Consider the following 19,212-nt stretch of genomic DNA (forward strand, 5'->3'; position numbering starts at 1 on the left):
GCACAAAGGTATTAACTGAAAGTTAACAAGTGAATCTACAAATTACATACATTTATCTATTACCCGCACTAGATATCCACCTTAAAAAAGCGCAAACTAGATCCAGTTATCGGATTTAATTATTGCTTTATTAGGGAATTGGAATGTCTATACATAAAACACTTGGTGAGTTCATCGTTGAGAATCAAACAGATTTTCCGCATGCTAAAGGTGAACTAACAGCATTATTAAGTTCAATCAAACTTGCTGCTAAAATTGTAAACCGTGAAATCAACAAAGCGGGTCTCGTTGATATTACCGGTGCAAGTGGCATTGAAAACATCCAAGGTGAAGAACAGCAAAAACTCGATATGTATGCTAACGAAGTATTTAAAAATGCTTTGATTGCACGTGGCGAAGTTTGTGGTATTGCTTCTGAAGAAGAAGATCACTATGTATTTTTCGACAATCAAAACAGCCGTAACGCTAACTATGTTGTATTAATGGACCCACTAGACGGTTCATCAAATATCGATGTAAACGTTTCTGTTGGTACTATTTTCTCTATCTACCGCCGTATATCTCCTGTTGGCGGTCCAGTATCAATGGACGACTTTTTACAAGTTGGCCGTAAACAAGTCGCTGCCGGTTATGTTGTATATGGTTCATCGACTATGTTGGTATTCACGACTGGTAATGGCGTTCATGGTTTCACTTACGACCCATCTATCGGTGTATTCTGCTTATCTCATGAAACAATGACCTTCCCTAAATCAGGTAAAATCTACTCGATTAATGAAGGTAACTACAGCAAATTCCCAATGGGTGTGAAGAAATACATTAAGTATTGCCAAGAAGAAGATGACACAACGAACCGTCCTTACACGTCACGTTACATCGGTTCTTTAGTATCAGACTTCCACCGTAATCTCCTTAAAGGCGGTATCTATATTTACCCACAAACAGCACAAGCACCAACGGGTAAACTACGCTTATTATACGAGTGCAACCCAATGGCTTTCCTTGCTGAACAAGCTGGTGCATTAGCGACTGACGGTTACACGCCGATCCTAGATCTAAAACCAACAGAATTACACCAACGTGTACCTTTCTTCACGGGTTCTGTAGACATGATGGATACTGCACATCAGTTTATGGCTGAGTACAAAGAGAAGTAAGGAAGAATAGGACGAGAAGAAGCTTAATACAGCTCCTTTAAAATCACTTTTTAAGTAATACATTCGTTATCCGTAAGCCACGTCATCCTCAGTGAAGAGTTTGACGTGGCTTTTTTGTTATAAGCTCTTGTATATATTATAAACAGTGCCCAGGCAAAATGTGACATACATGACACTTGCCAAATATTTGTCTCAAAAAACATTGACACGGTAGTTTGATCCAGATCACATATTTAAACATTATCTTTGACAGAATCAACATAAGAATAACTACTCTAATTAATTTTATTCCTATAACAATTTAATAACAACACATGTACGCTCAAATTAATCATTTTATTTCAACGATTTAAATTAAAAATCACCTCTAACTATTTTTAACTAGAAACGTCAAGCCTTAATAATCAAACAGTACACCTTGTGATTTTTCTTAATTACAAAGCATGAACAAGCAGTTACTATTTACTCATACTATCGACAACTGGTCTGACCTGGGTTTTGTAGGTGAACAAAAGGAACTTTGTTTTCCCATTTAGCGCTCTGCACCAGAAGCGAGTTACACAAAATAAAACTTATAAAAATGAGTGATTAACTATGTCTAAATTTCAAAAAACAACGCTTGCTACAGCCCTACTGCTGGTAACTGCACAATCTTCAGCTGCTGGTTTCCAAGTAAGCGAACATTCAGCATCTGGTCTTGGACGAGCTTTTGCTGGTGAAGCAGCCGTTGCTGATAATGCATCTGTACTTGCACGTAACCCGGCAGCGATGTCACGCTTTAAACAAGCTGAGTTCTCTATTGTTGGCTCTTATGTTGAACCCAATGTAGATATTACAGGTGTTAGCGATACAGATATTGGTCCCGCTTTAGGCCGTGATGCAAGTGCCTTGAATGCTGACGATATTGTACATAGTGCTTTCGTACCCGCTACATATTTTATCCAACCAATTAACGATAAGTTTGCTGTTGGTCTTGGAATATTTTCAAGCTACGGTGTTACAACAGAGTTTGATGATAGCTACGCGGCAGGTGCAGCTGCTGGTACAACAGATTTAATGACATTAAATATCAACCCAAATATTTCTTATAAAGCAACAGACAAATTAAGCTTAGGCTTAGGTGTTAGTGCTGTATACGGTACTGCTACTGTGAAAAGAAACTATGGTGATATAATTGCAGCTCAAACTTTTGCAGGAGTAAAAGATTCGGGAGCTGATAATGCTACCGCGGCAGCGGCAGCAAGAGCAGCAAACGATCCAAGTAAAGAGCTCTTCCTTTTAGAGGGCGATGCATGGGGCTTTGGTTGGAATGCTGGTGCTTTATATGAAATTAATCAGAATAACCGTATTGGTTTAGCTTACCGATCACAAGTAGATTTAGGCTTTGAAGGCGACTTTACTGGCGCGACAAGCGGTGATAAAAAAGTAAGTGCATCACTAGATTTACCATTACCAGCAACAGCTGAGTTATCAGGTTATCACGCATTAACCGAATCATTTGCTATCTCATACAGTGCTCTTTGGACACAGTGGAGCAAATTTGAAGAGCTAAGAGCAACAAGCTCATCTTGCCAAGGTGGTGAATGTTTCTTAAAAGAAGAAAGCTTTGACGATAATATGCGTTATTCTATTGGTGCTGAATACACTATAGATAACGTTGTTTTACGTGCTGGTTTTGCATTAGATGAATCTGCTGGTGAAACAACACTAAGTATCCCCGAATCAGACCGCCTTTGGTATACAGCAGGTGCAACCTATAACGCAAGCGATGACCTAAGCTTTGATTTTGGTATTGCTTACATATATGTAGAAGAAGTTGAGTTTACAGAAACTCCAGCACCAGGTATGGAATACGGCTTTAAATCTTCTGGTGATGCAATCATTGCTTCAGCTCAAGCAAACTACCGCTTCTAATACTGCTTAGATAAGCATATAAATATCTAAATACAGTAAATAAAATAGCGCCATCAGGCGCTATTTTTATTTTCTACTAACCTTAAAATAAAGCATCATTTTAAGGGAATATTTATGAGTAAAAGTTGTAGCCGTGATTCACCAATCGTTTATCTAAGTACAATCCTGAGCCTCATCATCTATTATAGCCCTTTAACCAACGCCGCAAGCTATCAATCCTCAACAACATCTGCAATCGAACTAGGCAACGCTGGTGCAGGTGCAGCCGCAGACACCAACAACCTCGCCAATATCGCCGTTAATCCAGCCATTACAGCCGCATTTAAACATCCCAGTATTGCTTTCGCCGCTATCTTTGTTACATCAGAGAAAGACATCGAGGGTGAGAATTATTCAAGTGGTGATCCCGCAGCGTTAGACCAACAAAGCATTGGTGATAATTACGTTGTACCATCAGCCTATTTTGCTTTTCCAATCAATGAAAAATGGTCGTTTGGTTTTGCTACATTTTCAAATTATAACGTACGCAACAACTATGATACTCGATATCCTGCTGGCACTGTCACCGGGCAAAGATCCTTATTCACTTATGAGATAAACCCGAATATCGCCGTTAAACTAACAGACAAACTGTATCTCGGCATTGGTGTTAGCGCTATCCATGGCAATTATGAGCTAGTCACAAATTACGGTGCACAAAACCCCACTAATCCAAGTCAAATATATCAAGACTTTGAAGGGGTAGGATTAGACTTTAGATATAATATTGGCCTGTTATACAAAATAAATAAGCGCCATCAATTCGGCTTATCTTATCGTTCAGCAACAGAGATTGAAACTGAAGGTGATTTCACGACACTGGCAAATAATAATGACCTCTTATTCCAAGATAACACGACGCTTTCTATGGCAGTACCCAGTGAAACAACCCTATCAGGTTTCCACCAACTTGATCCTCGATTAGCAATACAATATTCCCTCGCTTGGTATGGCTGGGAAAACCTAGATTACATCTCAGTTGCACACCCTGACTGCCCCGCTAATCCCGACTTTAACTTACCGCAAGGACAATGTTTAACCGAATCAGTTAATGCAAAAGATAGCTGGAAGTTTGCCTTTGCTGTTAGCTACAAATTAAACGATGTCATCTTACTGCGCAGTGGTGCTTCAACAGAAAAATCCACCGAAAGCGCAACCTTCGCCATCCCCTTCGATGAAAAGAATAACTTCAGCGTGGGGTTAACCTATTTTGCCAGTCGCTCATTAAGTTTTGATATAGGTCTGACTTATGTGAAATATGAAACGACCCGCATTGAGGATACCGTGGGCTTGGATTCATTCAGTGTTAGCGCTGAAGGTGATAGTACGATGCTTGGTTTGCAGCTTAATTATCAGTTAATTAACTGATAAGAATACTTATAAATTCAGATTATTTATAAACTCGCTAATAATAAATAAAAATCAACAAGTAGAGTTTCAGCTCTATCTGGTTAAGCCTAAAAATACAGTTAATGCTATTATCACTAAAACACACTAGATTATATTAGTACTTAAAAATACCTTAAAGTTAAGTCACTAACCCATAGTAAATACTAACTTCAAACACTCATTCAAGTTTGAATAGCATTACTAATACCAAACTTCTTGTCCTCACATAAACATCTCATTAAATCCTTATAATAACCCCGGTAATAAATCGAACTCAGTTAGCGGCCTGCTCAACACGTTCGAGTAACACTGTAATTAACATGGATGTATTTACTTTTATATTATTTATATGAGACAAGGATTAGTCATGAAAAAAACCTATTCGTTCAAACAGGAAGTGTTCCAAAAGCATAAAATAGCAAACGCAGTATTCGTCGCAACAATGATGGCAAGTACTCAAGCATCAGCAGCTGGCTTTCAAGTTAACGTGCAATCTGCATCTGCATTGGGTAACGCCAATGCCGGTTTTGCCGCCAATACAGAGAATGCCGCAGTTATCGCAACCAATCCAGCAGCTGCAGCATCCTTTGACAAGTTCGCCTTTTCATTTGGTGGTGCTTATGTAGAGCCTACCGTAGAGACAACAGGTGAAAATACACCACTTGCTCCTTATTATTCTAACTTTAACGCCGGATTCGGAACTAACTACAGTGGACCAAGTAAATCCGATTATGATGTCGATAACTCGGTAAACGCTTCGACGCTCCCTTCTGTTTATGTTGTGATGCCCCTAGGTAATAAAGTAGCGATGGGCTTAGCTGGTTATACTAACTACGGAACTAACACTGAGTTTCCAGATGAATATGCCGCAGGTTTACTTGGCGGTTCAACGCAATTAACGACATTCAACTTAAACCCGAGTCTCGCATTTAAAGTAGGCAGTAAGATACGCTTAGGCGTCGGCGCTCAAATTGTTTATGGTTCCGCAGAACTCGAACGAAACCTTGGTGATGGTGCCGCATTAGGTGCTATGAATGGTATCGCCGAATTAGCTCAGGCAGGTGCTTCAGCAGCGCAAATTGGCGGTGCTATCGCTGCGAATAATGCGGCACTATCAGGCCAAGGTGGTGGTACTCAAGCCTTCATTATGGAAGGTGACGATATCGGTTTTGGTTGGAATGCTGGTGTTTTATTTGATCTAAATGATAACCACAAAATTGGCGTGAGCTATCGTTCGGAAGTTGAGCTTACCTTTGAAGGTGACTACTCAAACTACCAAGGTGCTGAGTTAACTGGACAATTAGATTTATCATTGCCAGCTATGGCCGAACTCGGTGGTTTTCACCGTGTGGGTAACATAGCCCTGCAATACGGTGTGGTTTGGACTGAATGGAGCAGCTTCGACGGCCTAAAAGGGGTAGCAGCTGAAAATAATAACTTAGTGTTATTCGAAAAAGGTTACAACTATGAAGACAACATTCGTTATTCAGCAGGCTTATCATATTACTTAGGCGAAAAAATCATATTACGTGCTGGTTATGCATTAGATGAAGCAGCCGGTGACACGACGATCAGTATTCCAGACTCAGAACGTCAATGGTACACAGCAGGTCTGACATTCAATATAACAGACACACTTTCATTTGATTTAGCCGCCGCATATATTGTCGGTGAAGAAACATCATTTACTGAAACAGACACTAATACAGGTTTAATATATGCGTTTACGAATAAGGCCGAAGCAGTTGTTGGTTCAGCACAAATGAATTTAGTTTTCTAAGTTAACGACCATATAACCATGTCATAATAGGTTCCCTAATAGCTGGGAGCCTATTGTAACCTTCAGTTATAGCTTTATGTTAAGTTCACCAATAGACCAACGCCCACGCTCAAAATAAAAATGTTGAGCGCAATGATAATCTAATTTATGCGGTGCTTTACCTAACATATCCCAATTCGTGGCATTAGCATAAATAGCACGGATAATACCTTTATGACTAACACAGCCAATTCGCTGCTCTACATTCACAATATCCAAGGCCTCAATCCAAGCACTAACCCGCTTTGCCACTAAACGAGGAGATTCACCACCAACAGGCCGTAAATCTAATCCCAAAGACTCTTGTTCAGTAACATAAACTGGATCTTGCTGTCTTAATTGAGCTAATGTTTTTCCTTCCCAATTTCCCCAACTCATTTCGATCAATGCACTTTCCACCTGCGCATTCACGCTAAGTAATTCAGCCGTTTGTTGCGCTCTTAACAACGGGCTATGAAACCAAGGTATCGATAACAAAAGTTCAGGTAACTTGTAGGCACTAATTTGCAGCTTGCCCGCTTCATTCAAAGGAATATCTGTGCGACCTTGTAATCGCTTTTCAACATTCCATTGGGTTTGTCCGTGACGAATAAAATACACGTGGATCATGGCTATACCTTACTCGTTGGGTCTAATAGTGCATCCTGAATAACATACTTAATCTGTAATGCACTAGCGTCGATAGAGTGATGTTGCTCAACATATTCAATCGCCGCCTGCTGCATTAACTTTAATTTGGCTGGATCAAGCAATAAATTATCAATCGCGAGTGCCATATCAGTCGCGTTATACGCATCAACGAGGATGCCAGTGACATTATTTCTTACAATTGAACTCACGCCACCTTGATCACCCGCAACGACAGCGACACCCGCTTGTTGAGCCTCTAGAAAGATCATGCCAAGGGCTTCATTTATCGCCGGCCACAACAATAATTCGAAATGGGGTAATAACTGTCTTATTTGGTTATTTTCAACAGCACCGGCAAACTTCACTTGTTTATATGGTGCGAAAAGCCCCTGCACTTCAGCTTGCATCACGCCATCACCAATAATTAATAGTTGATAAGGCTGTTGTAACAAATCAACCACTGAACTGAGTTGCTGGTAGGAACTGTGTTTATCGCCACTACGCATCATCGCGATGGTGATAAGCCAAGGTAAACGACTGTCTAAGTCATATTTTTCGGCAAGCTCTGTTCGCGTTGAGATCACGCTTGATGGCGATATTTTGTCAGTGTTCGGTAGATCGTCGATAAACGTATTCAATGATACCAATGGCGAATCATGTTGTGGCTGCTGAGCATAAAACGCCGTTAATGCGAGTTTATCAACAGGATTAATACAAATGACTTTACTCGCCAGTGCTAATCCTTTCGCGACTTCTTGATGATATAACGCCCAGCCACCGCTAGCACGTTTTTCAGCCCATGATGCCTCTGCCACTATGTATGGAATATTGAGGCTGTGACAAATAATAGGACCAATTAAATCAGGCGCTTTATAATATAAGTGATAAGTAAACCACGCTTGCGGTGTAAAGCCTTTTTGCTGCCAACGTCGCATGATCCTGCGCGCTTCTTTTTTAGCAAGCGCAATAAGGCGTTGTTGGCGTAGGCTATCACCCGCTTTATCAAAAGAACGTAACTGGCTTGCAAGGTCAACATGATAACCAGCCTGCTCTAGTGCGCGAATAAATAATCTAGCGATCTTACGATCACCAGATGGGTTTGGGTGTGAGGGTGATTTAAGCGGCGCATAAAAAGCGACGCCTGTTTTGACACTTTGATTAAGACCTGCTCTAGCAGCTGTATTAGCCACGATCATCAAACAGCTTTTCTAACTGGTCGATGCCGATCTTGACATCAAAACGTCGATGTAGCTGCTTTTGTCCTTCTGCACCAAGGCGTTCACGCTTCTCACCACTTCGTAATAAATCATCTAACGCTGCGGTTAACTGCGCCACATTATTAGACTCGACCAAGACACCATTTTCACCACTGTCGATAAGCTCTGGAATACCAGAAATATCTGTCGCTAAGCAACATACCGATTGGCTTTGCGCTTCCATCAATACGTTAGGCATACCGTCTCTATCACCATCGGCAACAATCTTACTTGCTAGCACAAACAAATCACTTTCACGATATGCTTCAAGCACGGTTAATTGTGGTTGTGCGCCTTGCCATTCAATATGCTGCTCAATACCAAGCGCTTTAGCTTGTTGACGTAATGCTTTCAAAATACCGCCACCACCAATATGGGTTAACTGCCAGTGTAAATCTTTTGGCAGTTTAGCCAGCGCATTCAATAAGTCATCATAGCCTTTCTTCGGGACTGCGCGGCCAACACTGATAATTTTAACCGGATTATCAGCAGAGCTACCATTCACATCTGCACGAGAAATACGATCTACATGTTGAAATCGTGTGAAATCTAAACCGTGATACACCAAATGTACCTTGCTTGGATCTTTCGCTAGGGATTGTAGGTATGAATGATTAGCGGCTGTACAAGTCGATAACCATTCTAACTCTGCGAGTTTTTCTGATAAGTCCCATTGCTCAGTCGTCCAAATGTCTTTAGCGTGAGCAGAACAAGACCAAGGTAAATCATTAACAAGTGCCGCATAACGCGTTACTGAGGCTGGTGTATGTAGGAAGTGTGCATACATTTGCTCAACCCCCTCTGGCATTTCTGCGGCTAATACTAGACTTTGGCCAAAGCGACGAACGCGGCCACGGCTAGTATCCCGTTTTAAATCACGGAAAAATTGCTTAAATACTTTTACCAATGAGAATTGAGTCCCCAACTTCCAAAACGCTTTTAAAACCCGTAATGGTTCATCATGTAAATACTCAGGTAAATACAGTACGTCCGCTTCAATTTGTTGATGGATCGGGTGCGTACTGGTATCAGTCGGATGACGTAACGACACTAAGGTAATCTCGAAACCGCGTAATTCTAGCGCTCTAATTTCTTGCGCAATAAAGGTTTCTGATAGGCGTGGATAGCCTTTAAGTACTAATGCAATTTTCTTCACTACAGACAACCTTAAACTTTTATAATTAAATCATTAACAAGAGATACACTGCAATGTAGGACGAAATAACACATTGCGCGTTTATTGGGTACTTATTCACCATGAACTAAGCAGACTCGTGCCTTGCAGTGTCAGCTTTATCAACAGCCCAATCAATCAACAACTTAGCGCTTTGAACTGCGCCTTGATTATCGATGTTAACTGTTTCAGCGGTGCTGTTTAGTGCACTATTAATAGCGGTTTTTAATGTGTCGACACTCAACTCATCATTCTTAACGAATTGCAGCACCTTCGCTTCAGCTAGCACTTCACTTCGCGCTAACTGCTCTGTTTCACCTTCCCCTTCAAATGGGATCACCACAGCGGGAACGCCTGTTAATAATAAATCCATGACAGTGTTATAACCGGCTCTTGAAATTGACACGTAAGCATTGCTTAGCTCACTTAAAAAGTCATCAGCAAGGTCGACAACTTGTAAATTTGACTGCTGCTGCGCTTGGAAATAGGTTTTATCAGCGCTGTCCATATTCGGTCCCGTGATCAGTAACCACCTTTTATCCGCAGCAAAACCACTGTTATACAGTGCCATCACCGCGACTAAAATATCTTTGCCAATACTACCGCCACCAACAGATACCACTATCGTATCTTTTGTTTTAGGTTGATTAGGTTGATTGGCCAATGTCGGACATACATAGCCTGAATAACTGATCTTATCCGCAATCATATCCGCAACAGGGAAACTTTTTGCTAATGGATAGAAATCTTCATCACCATGCACTAGTACATGTTGGTAATAGGTTTTAACTAGGTTAACGTATTCTTGTTCTCTGACCGTTGAACGTCGCTGTAAAATATCGCGAATAGATGAAACAAGCACTGGTGGCTTATCCTGCGATTTAGCCCAGTCTAGCAATGGTAATAACTCAAAGCGCATTTGTCTGCGCCCAAATGGGTATGTTTCAGTGACGATTAAATCGGGTTGGAGCGTGTCACAAAGTGCTAATAGCGCTTGCGTACGCTGTTTTTTATCCTCGTCACTGACTGGAGTGCCATCTGCTTTAGCTAAACCACTAAAACCGGAATCAGCACTCTTTACAGCCATTAATTGGTGCATGGTCGCAGAGCCAAAAGACATACTCGGTACTGGCATGCCACCAAAAATAACATCAACCTGAGCGCCTTGTTCACAGAGCGCTTGTACAATAAGAGATGACCTGCGAACGTGACCAATACCTAATAAATATTGCACATAATACATAATACGCGGTGCTGACATATCTGGTCCTTGCGAAAAATAAATTGGAAAATGCGATACGATTATTTTGAGTCGATTACTTTGACACTATTCTTTTGATACAAGCTCGCCAAATCGGTCAGTGACAAAGTCTAAACCATTCAGTAGTTTATCAAGTTTATGTTTACTCGGCTTATCTTGCTTTAATAAATTTAAAATGCCGTTAACCATGACTTCTGTCGCGCGTTCTGAATCTAAATCGAGCATAGATAATAGTCCTATCGACGCCGCATTGCGCGCGCGAATAAGCTGCTCTTCACGTGGTTGTGTACGCGGCAGTATCATTGCGGGTTTATCAAACGACAAAATCTCACAAAAGGTATTGTAACCACCCATCGCGATCACAGCTTCAGCCTCAAACATTAGATGCTCAAGGTGATTACTAAATGTCAGCGCATCGACATGAGGGAGTTCTTCAGCACGGCGTAAAAAATCATTACGTTCAGTCGCTGGCATAAAAGGACCAAGTACAAACAAAGCGGGCATCAAGGATGGATCACTTTCATAAGCACGAAGCACCCAATCAATCATCTCGATGCCATCTCCGCCACCACCAGGGGTGACTAAAATATAAGGACGTTCGGGAAAATTGATAGAATCAGTATCGATTTTTTGCGGTAACTGTCGGGGTAAATAGCCACCAAATAAGGTTTTATCTGTCACCATTTGTTTGATGTCCAGCCCTTTTAATGGATTTGACACTTCAGCGGGACCATAGACCCACAGTTCATCATAAAGATTTTCCAGTAACGGCATCACATTTTTTTTCTGCCATTCTTTCTTCAATAATGCAGGCGAATCCATGACATCACGTAAACCGAGGATACACTGTGTATCTGTATCTTTAAAATATTCTAAAGTGCTAACGACTTCATCTTTTAAACCACCCGGCTCTTTATCGACAAGAAAAATATCCGGCTTAAATACTTTGGAGGTATTAAGAATAATAGATTCACGCAATGCTAATGTATCAGCAAGATCGATAAGCAAGCCAAGTGAAGTGTATTCACCGTTATGCAGTTTTATTACACCAGGTATGCGAATGAAATCAACACGGGCTTTAAAGTCAAAACGGCCAATAATTGGCGATCCCGTAATAATAAGCACAGACAAGCCCTTGTATCGGTCAACAAGCTCATGCGCGATAGTTCTGCAGCGACGCAAATGCCCAAGACCGAAAGAGTCATGACTATAGATAAGCAAACGGCTATTATTTAATTTACTGCGCACTTGAACTCTCTTTAACTACATACAACAAAGATAAATCAGGTTATCAAAAAAAAACAGTCCAAGATAGCGCACTGCTCACTTAACAACCCATTAATAATATTAAATATATACTACGAATTAGTTATAATCTGAATCTATCCTATCGTTCTTTTTAATATCTGCAGACACACTTAATGCTGCTGCTGCGCCAATTTTTTCAGCCATCTCCGCATTTTGCTCAATACTGTTCTGAATGTCTTCTTTACCATCATGCTGAGTTAATACATGGACAGAACGATGCGCGAACTCAATACCATTATCTTTTAATGATTCTTGTACCAATCTAAATGCTTCGCGGCGAATAACCCATTGCTCACCAGGCACACAAGTAAACTTCATACGAAAAATAAGCGCAGACTCTTCAACCCTAGTCACACCTTGTGACTTTAGTGGTAATAAGAAATGCTGTCCATATTCGGGATGCAATAACATTTTTTGGCCGACCTTCTTGATCAGCTTGCGCACTTTCTCAACGTCGGTGCGATAATCTAATCTGAATTCCAATTTTTTGGTGATCCAATCTCGAGATAAGTTACGCACGGTAGCCATCTCACCAAAAGGAATTGTTTGTATCGCACCAAGATGATGACGCAAGGTAATTGAACGAATCGAAATACGCTCAACCGTACCACGTAACCCTGCAGCCTCTATGTACTCACCGCGGCGAAATGCATCATCAAGTAAAAAGAAAATACCTGAAATCACATCTTGAACCAGTTTCTGCGCACCAAAACCGACGGCAATACCGACGATACCAGCACCCGCTAACAACGGCGCAATTTCAACACCGACAATGCTTAAAATCATTAATAGCACACTAGAAAATAAGAACACCATTAAAAATGAACGCACTAATGGCAGTAAGGTTTCAGAACGAGAAGCACCACCGCCGCCGCCTTCACCCTCAAGTGTTGATGTGCCACCGTCATCAATATCAGCTGGTAAATGACGCTCTATCGCAGATTGAATCACTTCCCAGATAGCATAAGCGACAATAATCACGATAATGATATCCACAAACATTTGGATGAAACTACCAAAGCTATTGGCTAATTTTTCCCATGTATTATGATCAAAGCTAGCATCAATGTGATAAAAAATAACCGCCGCAAAAATCACGCGAAGAGCAATAATCACGCGATTAATAAACTTATCACAACGCTGTTCAAACGAATGACTCTGCAACCAACTGATACGTTTAAGCTGGCCCAGCGACACAAAAATAAAGCGGTCTAATATTGGGTAAACAAACGTCAACCACCAAATCGGCGTGAAGTTATCAGCTTGCTCGTAATAGCCCAGAAACTCATACATAGCCCAGAATACCCAAGCCATAAATAACCAGATGGTGAATACACTGGTCCATGTTTGGCGTAAGAATCGAGAAAAGGCAGAGCTCGTCTCTTTGCCACTAACAAACATAGATTCTATCGTTCTACGATTGAACCAAATAAAGGCAATGGACAATATATTCAAAATCATACCGGTAGAAGGAATGATTAAAGCAAACAAAATAGGGTCTAACGAAAAAACCACTAAAATACGCCAAAACGTCGTAATTGTAAGATAAACAGCCATAAAGCCAAGAATTGACCAATACAAGCGACTTGCTGATTTACAATCAATTTTAAAGAGTCGATTACCGCGAGCATAAGGTGCAAAGATTAGTCTTAATACGACTTGAAGCGAGCGTATTTTTACCACTAAACCTAAAGCATGTAGGCTGAGTAGTCTAAATGGGTCTGTTTCGACGTAATTGTAAATGGCAATCAGCGCGGCTGTTAAAGCAAAAATTGCGATGCCAACATATTGGAAAAAACCACGCATTAATAAGTAATCAAGGTTTTCTTTGAGACTGCTGTCTTTTTCTTTAGCGACACCTTCAGAAAACGAATCCATTTTAATACTGGCAATACGCTCGACAATGAAACCACAAACCAACATCAATACAAAAATAGTGAATAAAGATGAAAAACGCGCAGCCCCTTGGCCATCGGTCAGGTTATTTATCAGTTTTTCTTGGTGATCCGGCCACAAAGCCAAACTAGCTAATAATTTATTCTTACGATCTTTGGCATCCATTAAGAAAATAAAACGCGCCATATCATCATTTTTATAATGGTACTCTTTATCTTTACCCCATTGTTTTCCAGAACCTAAAACACGCCAAGTTCGCTCTTCATCTGTGGTTCTATTTTCATGGCCTTTACGGTTTGGAGGTTGAATACTGGGTTGCTGACCATTTGCAGGCTCTTGCGCTGCCGAGTAACTTACAGGAAAGTTATTTGCAGTAACATTATTTTCAACTGCAGCATTTTCAGAAATATAATCTGGTGATAAATAAACGGCATCATTCGCATGCACAAGTGGCGTATTACTTAGCATCAACAGCATGCTAATAAAGAGTGTCGCAGCAATTCGGCTGAAAACACTTGTACTAATAATCTTGTGCATAGCAATACCAATTATTTTTTGTAAGAGTGGGATAAGAATAACTATAGTATCAAAAGTTTACGAACGAATGATATAACGAAAAACAACAGTTAAAAAAAAACCGCACACTTTACAGTGTGCGGTTTCATCAGTCAGTGTTGTTTATAGCAACGAATCAACAGGGTTGATTAGAAGTATACACGTGCACCAATTGTTACTTTTTCGTCTGAATCAGATGAAGCAGCGCCATCTACATCAAAGTCTGTTGAATCAAATTCAACATATGCTTTCACATCTTTAACAAGTTCATAATCAGCACCAAGAACTAGTGCAGAACCGTCGCCTTCAGCGAAGAAGTAGTTACCAGCATCAGTTTTATCAAGCTTACCATCTAGGATATCATACATAGCATATAAGCCGGCTTGGCCTAATTGATAGTGAGCACCGATACCGTATGCAGAAAAATCATCGTTATCAATTTCACTAGACTGGTATTGAACACCTAATGTTAATGCATCAAGTGAATATTGAGCACCTAAAATGTAAGTAGAGTTATCAGTAGTGATTGCACCACCAACAACTTTTTTAACTTCACGGTCATTAGCGATGTTATAAGAACCACCAAGCGTTAGGCCAGCAACTTCATAAGTACCACCGATAGCATAAGTATCTTGGTCCATTAATGAAACAACTACAGATGCGCCGCCGAATGATTTAGCATATTTCAATTGGTCTTCAGAATCAGAACCGAAGAAATCATTGTTTTCGTTGTAAATGCCATTCTCATATGAGAAATCATTCATAACTAAGTCATCATTCAGACCCATTTGCTTACCTAGAGTAGCAGTACCATATACGTCATGCTCTAGACCTACAACAGCTTTTTGCATGTATAACGTGTCGCCATCGCTACCGCTATATTTAACTTCTAAATGACCGAAAGCTTTAAGACCATCTTCGATATCTTTAACTGCTTTAATATCGAAACGTGAACCAGCATCTTGGAATTTAACGTCATCAGAACTGTTAACAACAACGTTACCACGGAAAGAACCACCTAGAGAAACTGAAGTACCTTCGTTGTTATAAACTTCAGCAGCGTTTGCAGCGCCAGCTAGTAAGATTGCAGTAGCAAGAATAGTCTTTTTCATTTTGAAATCCTTTATGATTTATAAGTTAACTCATTCATTACTTGAATATCTCGCTGAGATTATTCCATCTGGTAATGATTGGTTAGTCCAAGAGTTAATGTATTCTAACAAGTAGCAGTTAATCCGAGATTTCATCTGAAACAATTCAGATTAATTGAGGTTTAACAACTACGCTTAAAACTTGGTATAGATTATAGTCATAATAATTTCATGAAAACTATAAGGAAAATCAAGAAGAGCTCAAAAATAAGATCGCGGGCACATAAAAAGGTATGACAAGAACAAAAATCTTGACAATGACGAGTTTTAACATTGGTTTAAAGGTTTTATTACAAACTAAATGTTTAAAAAAGCAGCATTTATGACTATTTCATTACAATCACACCAGCTGAAATTTGTTATGCTAATCACCTATATTGGTTTTTCTAATGAGTAAGAGCCGTAAAACAGCTAAAAGTTCCAATAAATATAAACTGAATCCATTTAAATTCAATTCAAGCTATGTATTAAGGGTTAACCTCTGACACTAATACTAGAATAGTATTCATTTTTAACAAGGTTTGTTATTACTCTATATAGGTCGCATAACATCGACAATATTTAGATCTTGCTCACGAAACTTAAAATAAGGCACTCATACCTTATTATTAGCTATCCTTATTTACAGCCAAAAAAATACCCCAGCAAGCTGAGGTATTTTATAAGCTGATAACGTCTAAGACGGCATAGCGTAAGCGCAGATCAAATAAGCGAACTACTTTTCAGTTGCAGGCTTTTTCTTCACTACTTTTTTAACGGCTTTCTTAGCGACTTTCTCAACTGCCTTCTTAACGACTGCTTTCTTAACTACTTTTTTCTTCTCTTCTTCAACCCATTTACCATTGATATAATGCGCAGTCCACCCCGTGGCTTTCTTCTCCACTTCGGTCATCACATATTGTTCTTTGGTCTTACGGCTGAAGCGTACGATGGCTTTATTACCTGCAGGGTCTTGCGCTGGCGCATCTGCTAAGTAATAAAACTTCTCAGAAATACGGTCTCTGAAGCGTACTAACTCTTCAATCAGCGGAGCACGTGTCTCACGCGATTTAGGGAAAGTATTCGCAGCTAAGAAGATACCCGCAGCACCATCACGTAGCACAAAGTAAGCATCCGACTTTTCACATTCCAATTCAGGAAGGAAAACAGGATCTTCTTTTGGCGGCGCAACTTCACCACTTTTCAGGATCTTACGTGTATTTTTACACTCTTCGTTAGTACAGCCCATGTATTTGCCGAAACGGCCATTTTTAAGCTGCATATCATTCATACAACGATCACATTCAACAACAGGGCCATCATAGCCTTTTAGTTTGAATTCACCTTTCTCGACTTCATAGCCAGTACATTCAGGGTTATTACCACAAACGTGCAGTTTACGCGTTTCGTCAATCAGGTAGCTATCCATTGCCGTGCTACATTTAGGACAACGACGTTTTGCCATAAGCGCTTCAGTTTCAGCATTCTCATTCAGCAGATCAATCGCTTCTTCACCAGACACCAAGTTAATCGTTTTCTTACAACGTTCTTTTGGTGGCAAGTTATAACCAACACAACCTAGGAATACACCCGTTGTCGCAGTACGGATACCCATCTCACGCTGGCATGTTGGACATTCAATATCCGTGATAACCATTTCGTTAGCGCGCATGCCGCCTTCAGCTACTTCAGCACCCGCTGTCGCAAGCTGTTTCTTGAAGTCACCAAAGAATTCATTCAGAACATCAATCCAATTAAGCTTGCCTTCAGCAACGCCATCAAGTTGAGACTCCATGCTCGCGGTAAAATCGAAGTTCATCAGTTCTTCAAAGCTTTCGGTTAGACGTTCGGTAACGATCTCCCCCATTTTCTCGGCAAAGAAACGACGATTTTCAGATTTCACATAACCACGGTCTTGAATTGTAGTAATAATCGACGCATACGTAGATGGACGACCAATACCACGTTTTTCTAATTCTTTAACCAATGACGCTTCATTAAAACGCGCAGGCGGCTTAGTGAAGTGTTGTAATGGATCAACCGCAATCAACTCAAGCTTTTCACCGGCTTCCAGCACAGGTAAATTACTTTCATCTTCAGACTTCTTGCTCATTGGTGGTAATGCTTTAGTCCAACCAGGGAAACGCATAGTACGTCCCTTCGCGGTAAGCTGATACTCGCCAGCGGCAATAGTCAATTTAGTTGAATCATATTGCGCAGGTACCATTTGACAAGCAACAAACTGACGCCAAATTAATTCATATAATTTTTTCGCATCATCATCCATACCTTGTAAATCACCAGACATCACATTGACATCTGAAGGTCGGATCGCTTCATGGGCTTCTTGCGCGCCTTTTTTAGAACCGTATAAATTGGGTTCTTCTGGTAAATACTCTTTACCATATTTTTTTTCAATAAGACCGCGGGCACTTTCTACTGCATCTTTACTCAAGTTCGTTGAGTCAGTACGCATATAGGTAATGTAACCACCTTCATATAAACGCTGCGCTAAGCCCATCGTACGTTTCACACCATAGCTATGGCGCGTACTTGCAGCCTGCTGAAGCGTTGACGTAATAAAAGGCGCCTTTGGTTTACTGCTTGTCGCTCTGTCATCACGTTTTAATAATGAATAACTGGCATTTTGTAAATCAGTAACCGCTTTAGTTGCTTGCGCTTCATTAACAGGTTTAAAAGCTTCACCGGCATATTTAACCGCTTCGACGCGTAATGCTTCACCAAGTGAAGTCACTAAATCGGTATTAATGTCCCAAAATTCTTCAGGAATGAACGCTTTAATATCTTTTTCTTTGTCTACGATTAAACGTACTGCGACAGACTGAACACGTCCAGCAGATAAGCCACGAGCAATTTTTTGCCAAAGCAACGGCGATACCATGTAGCCTACAACACGATCTAAGAAACGACGCGCTTGTTGGGCGTTAACACAATCAATGTTCAGTTCTGATGGTTGTTCAAATGCTTCTTGGATCGCAGTTTTGGTAATTTCGTTAAACGTAACACGTTGAAAACGAGAATCATCACCGCCAATAATTTCCCGCAGGTGCCATGCAATAGCTTCACCCTCGCGGTCTAAATCGGTTGCGAGATAAACAATGTCTGCTTTTTCAGCTAATTGTTGTAACTCTGCGACGACTTTCTCTTTACCAGGCAAGATCTGATACGTTGCTGCCCAGTCATTTTCAGGGTCGATGCCCATACGAGAATATAACGCTTTTTTGTCACGTTTTTGCTTAAATGCAGCTTTTGCTTCAGGCGTCATGCCTTTAGTTTGCTGAGCAAGAGTCGGGGCACCCGCTCTTTTTTTGGCTGCGCCACCACTGGTCGGTAAATCACGCACGTGACCAACACTTGATTTAACAATGTAGTCTTTGCCAAGGTATTTATTGATGGTCTTCGCTTTTGCTGGCGATTCCACAATTACTAGAGATCTTCCCATACAGACGGATTCTTTTAATTTATGAATAATATGAAATTGATGAATGCTATTGATATCAAATAACTTAATAATAACTAAAAAGTGATATTGAATAACTGCGTTCTATTTATATATATACATTGAATACACTTATAGTAGTCAATATTTTTTTAATTATTTTTCTAATGCTTAGAATTCATACAAAAATATACCACTATAGTGGCGTTCGAAATGTAGATCAA

Annotated in this window: 12 protein-coding genes; 4 read left to right on the forward strand and 8 right to left on the reverse strand. The window is 40.4% G+C overall.

All coding sequences use genetic code 11. The features are described from left to right. Positions 1 to 143 precede the first annotated feature (143 nt). From fbp to FR932_RS11190, 4 genes are all read left to right on the forward strand, one after another. Positions 144 to 1,157, forward strand: a complete 1,014-nt coding sequence (gene fbp, locus FR932_RS11175; protein WP_019442686.1) for a class 1 fructose-bisphosphatase — start codon at positions 144 to 146, stop codon at positions 1,155 to 1,157. Between the two features lie 594 nt (positions 1,158 to 1,751). Then, positions 1,752 to 3,071 carry an outer membrane protein transport protein gene (locus FR932_RS11180; protein WP_019442687.1) on the forward strand — a complete coding sequence of 440 codons (1,320 nt, stop codon included), beginning with the start codon at positions 1,752 to 1,754 and terminating at the stop codon, positions 3,069 to 3,071. Positions 3,072 to 3,185: 114 nt separating this feature from the next. Next, positions 3,186 to 4,478: an OmpP1/FadL family transporter gene (locus FR932_RS11185; RefSeq protein WP_019442688.1), complete on the forward strand. Its 1,293-nt coding sequence runs from the start codon at positions 3,186 to 3,188 to the stop codon at positions 4,476 to 4,478. Positions 4,479 to 4,866: 388 nt separating this feature from the next. Then, the gene (locus FR932_RS11190; protein WP_019442689.1) at positions 4,867 to 6,279 is read left to right on the forward strand and encodes an OmpP1/FadL family transporter; all 1,413 of its coding nucleotides are present in this window, start codon (positions 4,867 to 4,869) and stop codon (positions 6,277 to 6,279) included. Positions 6,280 to 6,345: 66 nt separating this feature from the next. Here FR932_RS11190 and FR932_RS11195 read toward each other — a convergent pair whose 3' ends face one another. From FR932_RS11195 to topA, 8 genes are all read right to left on the reverse strand, one after another. After that, positions 6,346 to 6,927 carry a histidine phosphatase family protein gene (locus FR932_RS11195; protein WP_019442690.1) on the reverse strand — a complete coding sequence of 194 codons (582 nt, stop codon included), beginning with the start codon at positions 6,925 to 6,927 and terminating at the stop codon, positions 6,346 to 6,348. 2 nt (positions 6,928 to 6,929) lie between these two features. Then, positions 6,930 to 8,144, reverse strand: a complete 1,215-nt coding sequence (locus FR932_RS11200; protein ID WP_019442691.1) for a glycosyltransferase family 4 protein — start codon at positions 8,142 to 8,144, stop codon at positions 6,930 to 6,932. Continuing rightward, a complete protein-coding gene (locus tag FR932_RS11205) occupies positions 8,131 to 9,360 on the reverse strand; it encodes a glycosyltransferase family 4 protein (protein ID WP_019442692.1) in 1,230 nt (409 codons plus the stop codon). The genes FR932_RS11200 and FR932_RS11205 overlap by 14 nt, the downstream gene beginning before the upstream one ends. A gap of 106 nt (positions 9,361 to 9,466) precedes the next feature. Beyond that, a complete protein-coding gene (locus tag FR932_RS11210; RefSeq protein WP_019442693.1) occupies positions 9,467 to 10,639 on the reverse strand; it encodes a glycosyltransferase family protein in 1,173 nt (390 codons plus the stop codon). 66 nt (positions 10,640 to 10,705) lie between these two features. After that, entirely contained in the window at positions 10,706 to 11,887 is a 1,182-nt protein-coding gene (locus tag FR932_RS11215; RefSeq protein WP_019628804.1) for a glycosyltransferase family protein, read from the reverse strand. A gap of 117 nt (positions 11,888 to 12,004) precedes the next feature. Beyond that, entirely contained in the window at positions 12,005 to 14,380 is a 2,376-nt protein-coding gene (locus FR932_RS11220) for a mechanosensitive ion channel family protein (RefSeq protein ID WP_019442695.1), read from the reverse strand. A 167-nt stretch (positions 14,381 to 14,547) separates the two neighbouring features. After that, complete coding sequence (locus FR932_RS11225; RefSeq protein ID WP_019442696.1) at positions 14,548 to 15,510, reverse strand: porin; 963 nt, start codon at positions 15,508 to 15,510, stop codon at positions 14,548 to 14,550. A 754-nt stretch (positions 15,511 to 16,264) separates the two neighbouring features. Continuing rightward, complete coding sequence (topA, locus tag FR932_RS11230; RefSeq protein WP_019628805.1) at positions 16,265 to 18,991, reverse strand: type I DNA topoisomerase; 2,727 nt, start codon at positions 18,989 to 18,991, stop codon at positions 16,265 to 16,267. Between the last annotated feature and the right edge of the window lie 221 nt (positions 18,992 to 19,212).

It is taken from the genome of Moritella marina ATCC 15381 (genome assembly GCF_008931805.1).
Taxonomy (GTDB): Bacteria; Pseudomonadota; Gammaproteobacteria; order Enterobacterales; family Moritellaceae; genus Moritella; species Moritella marina.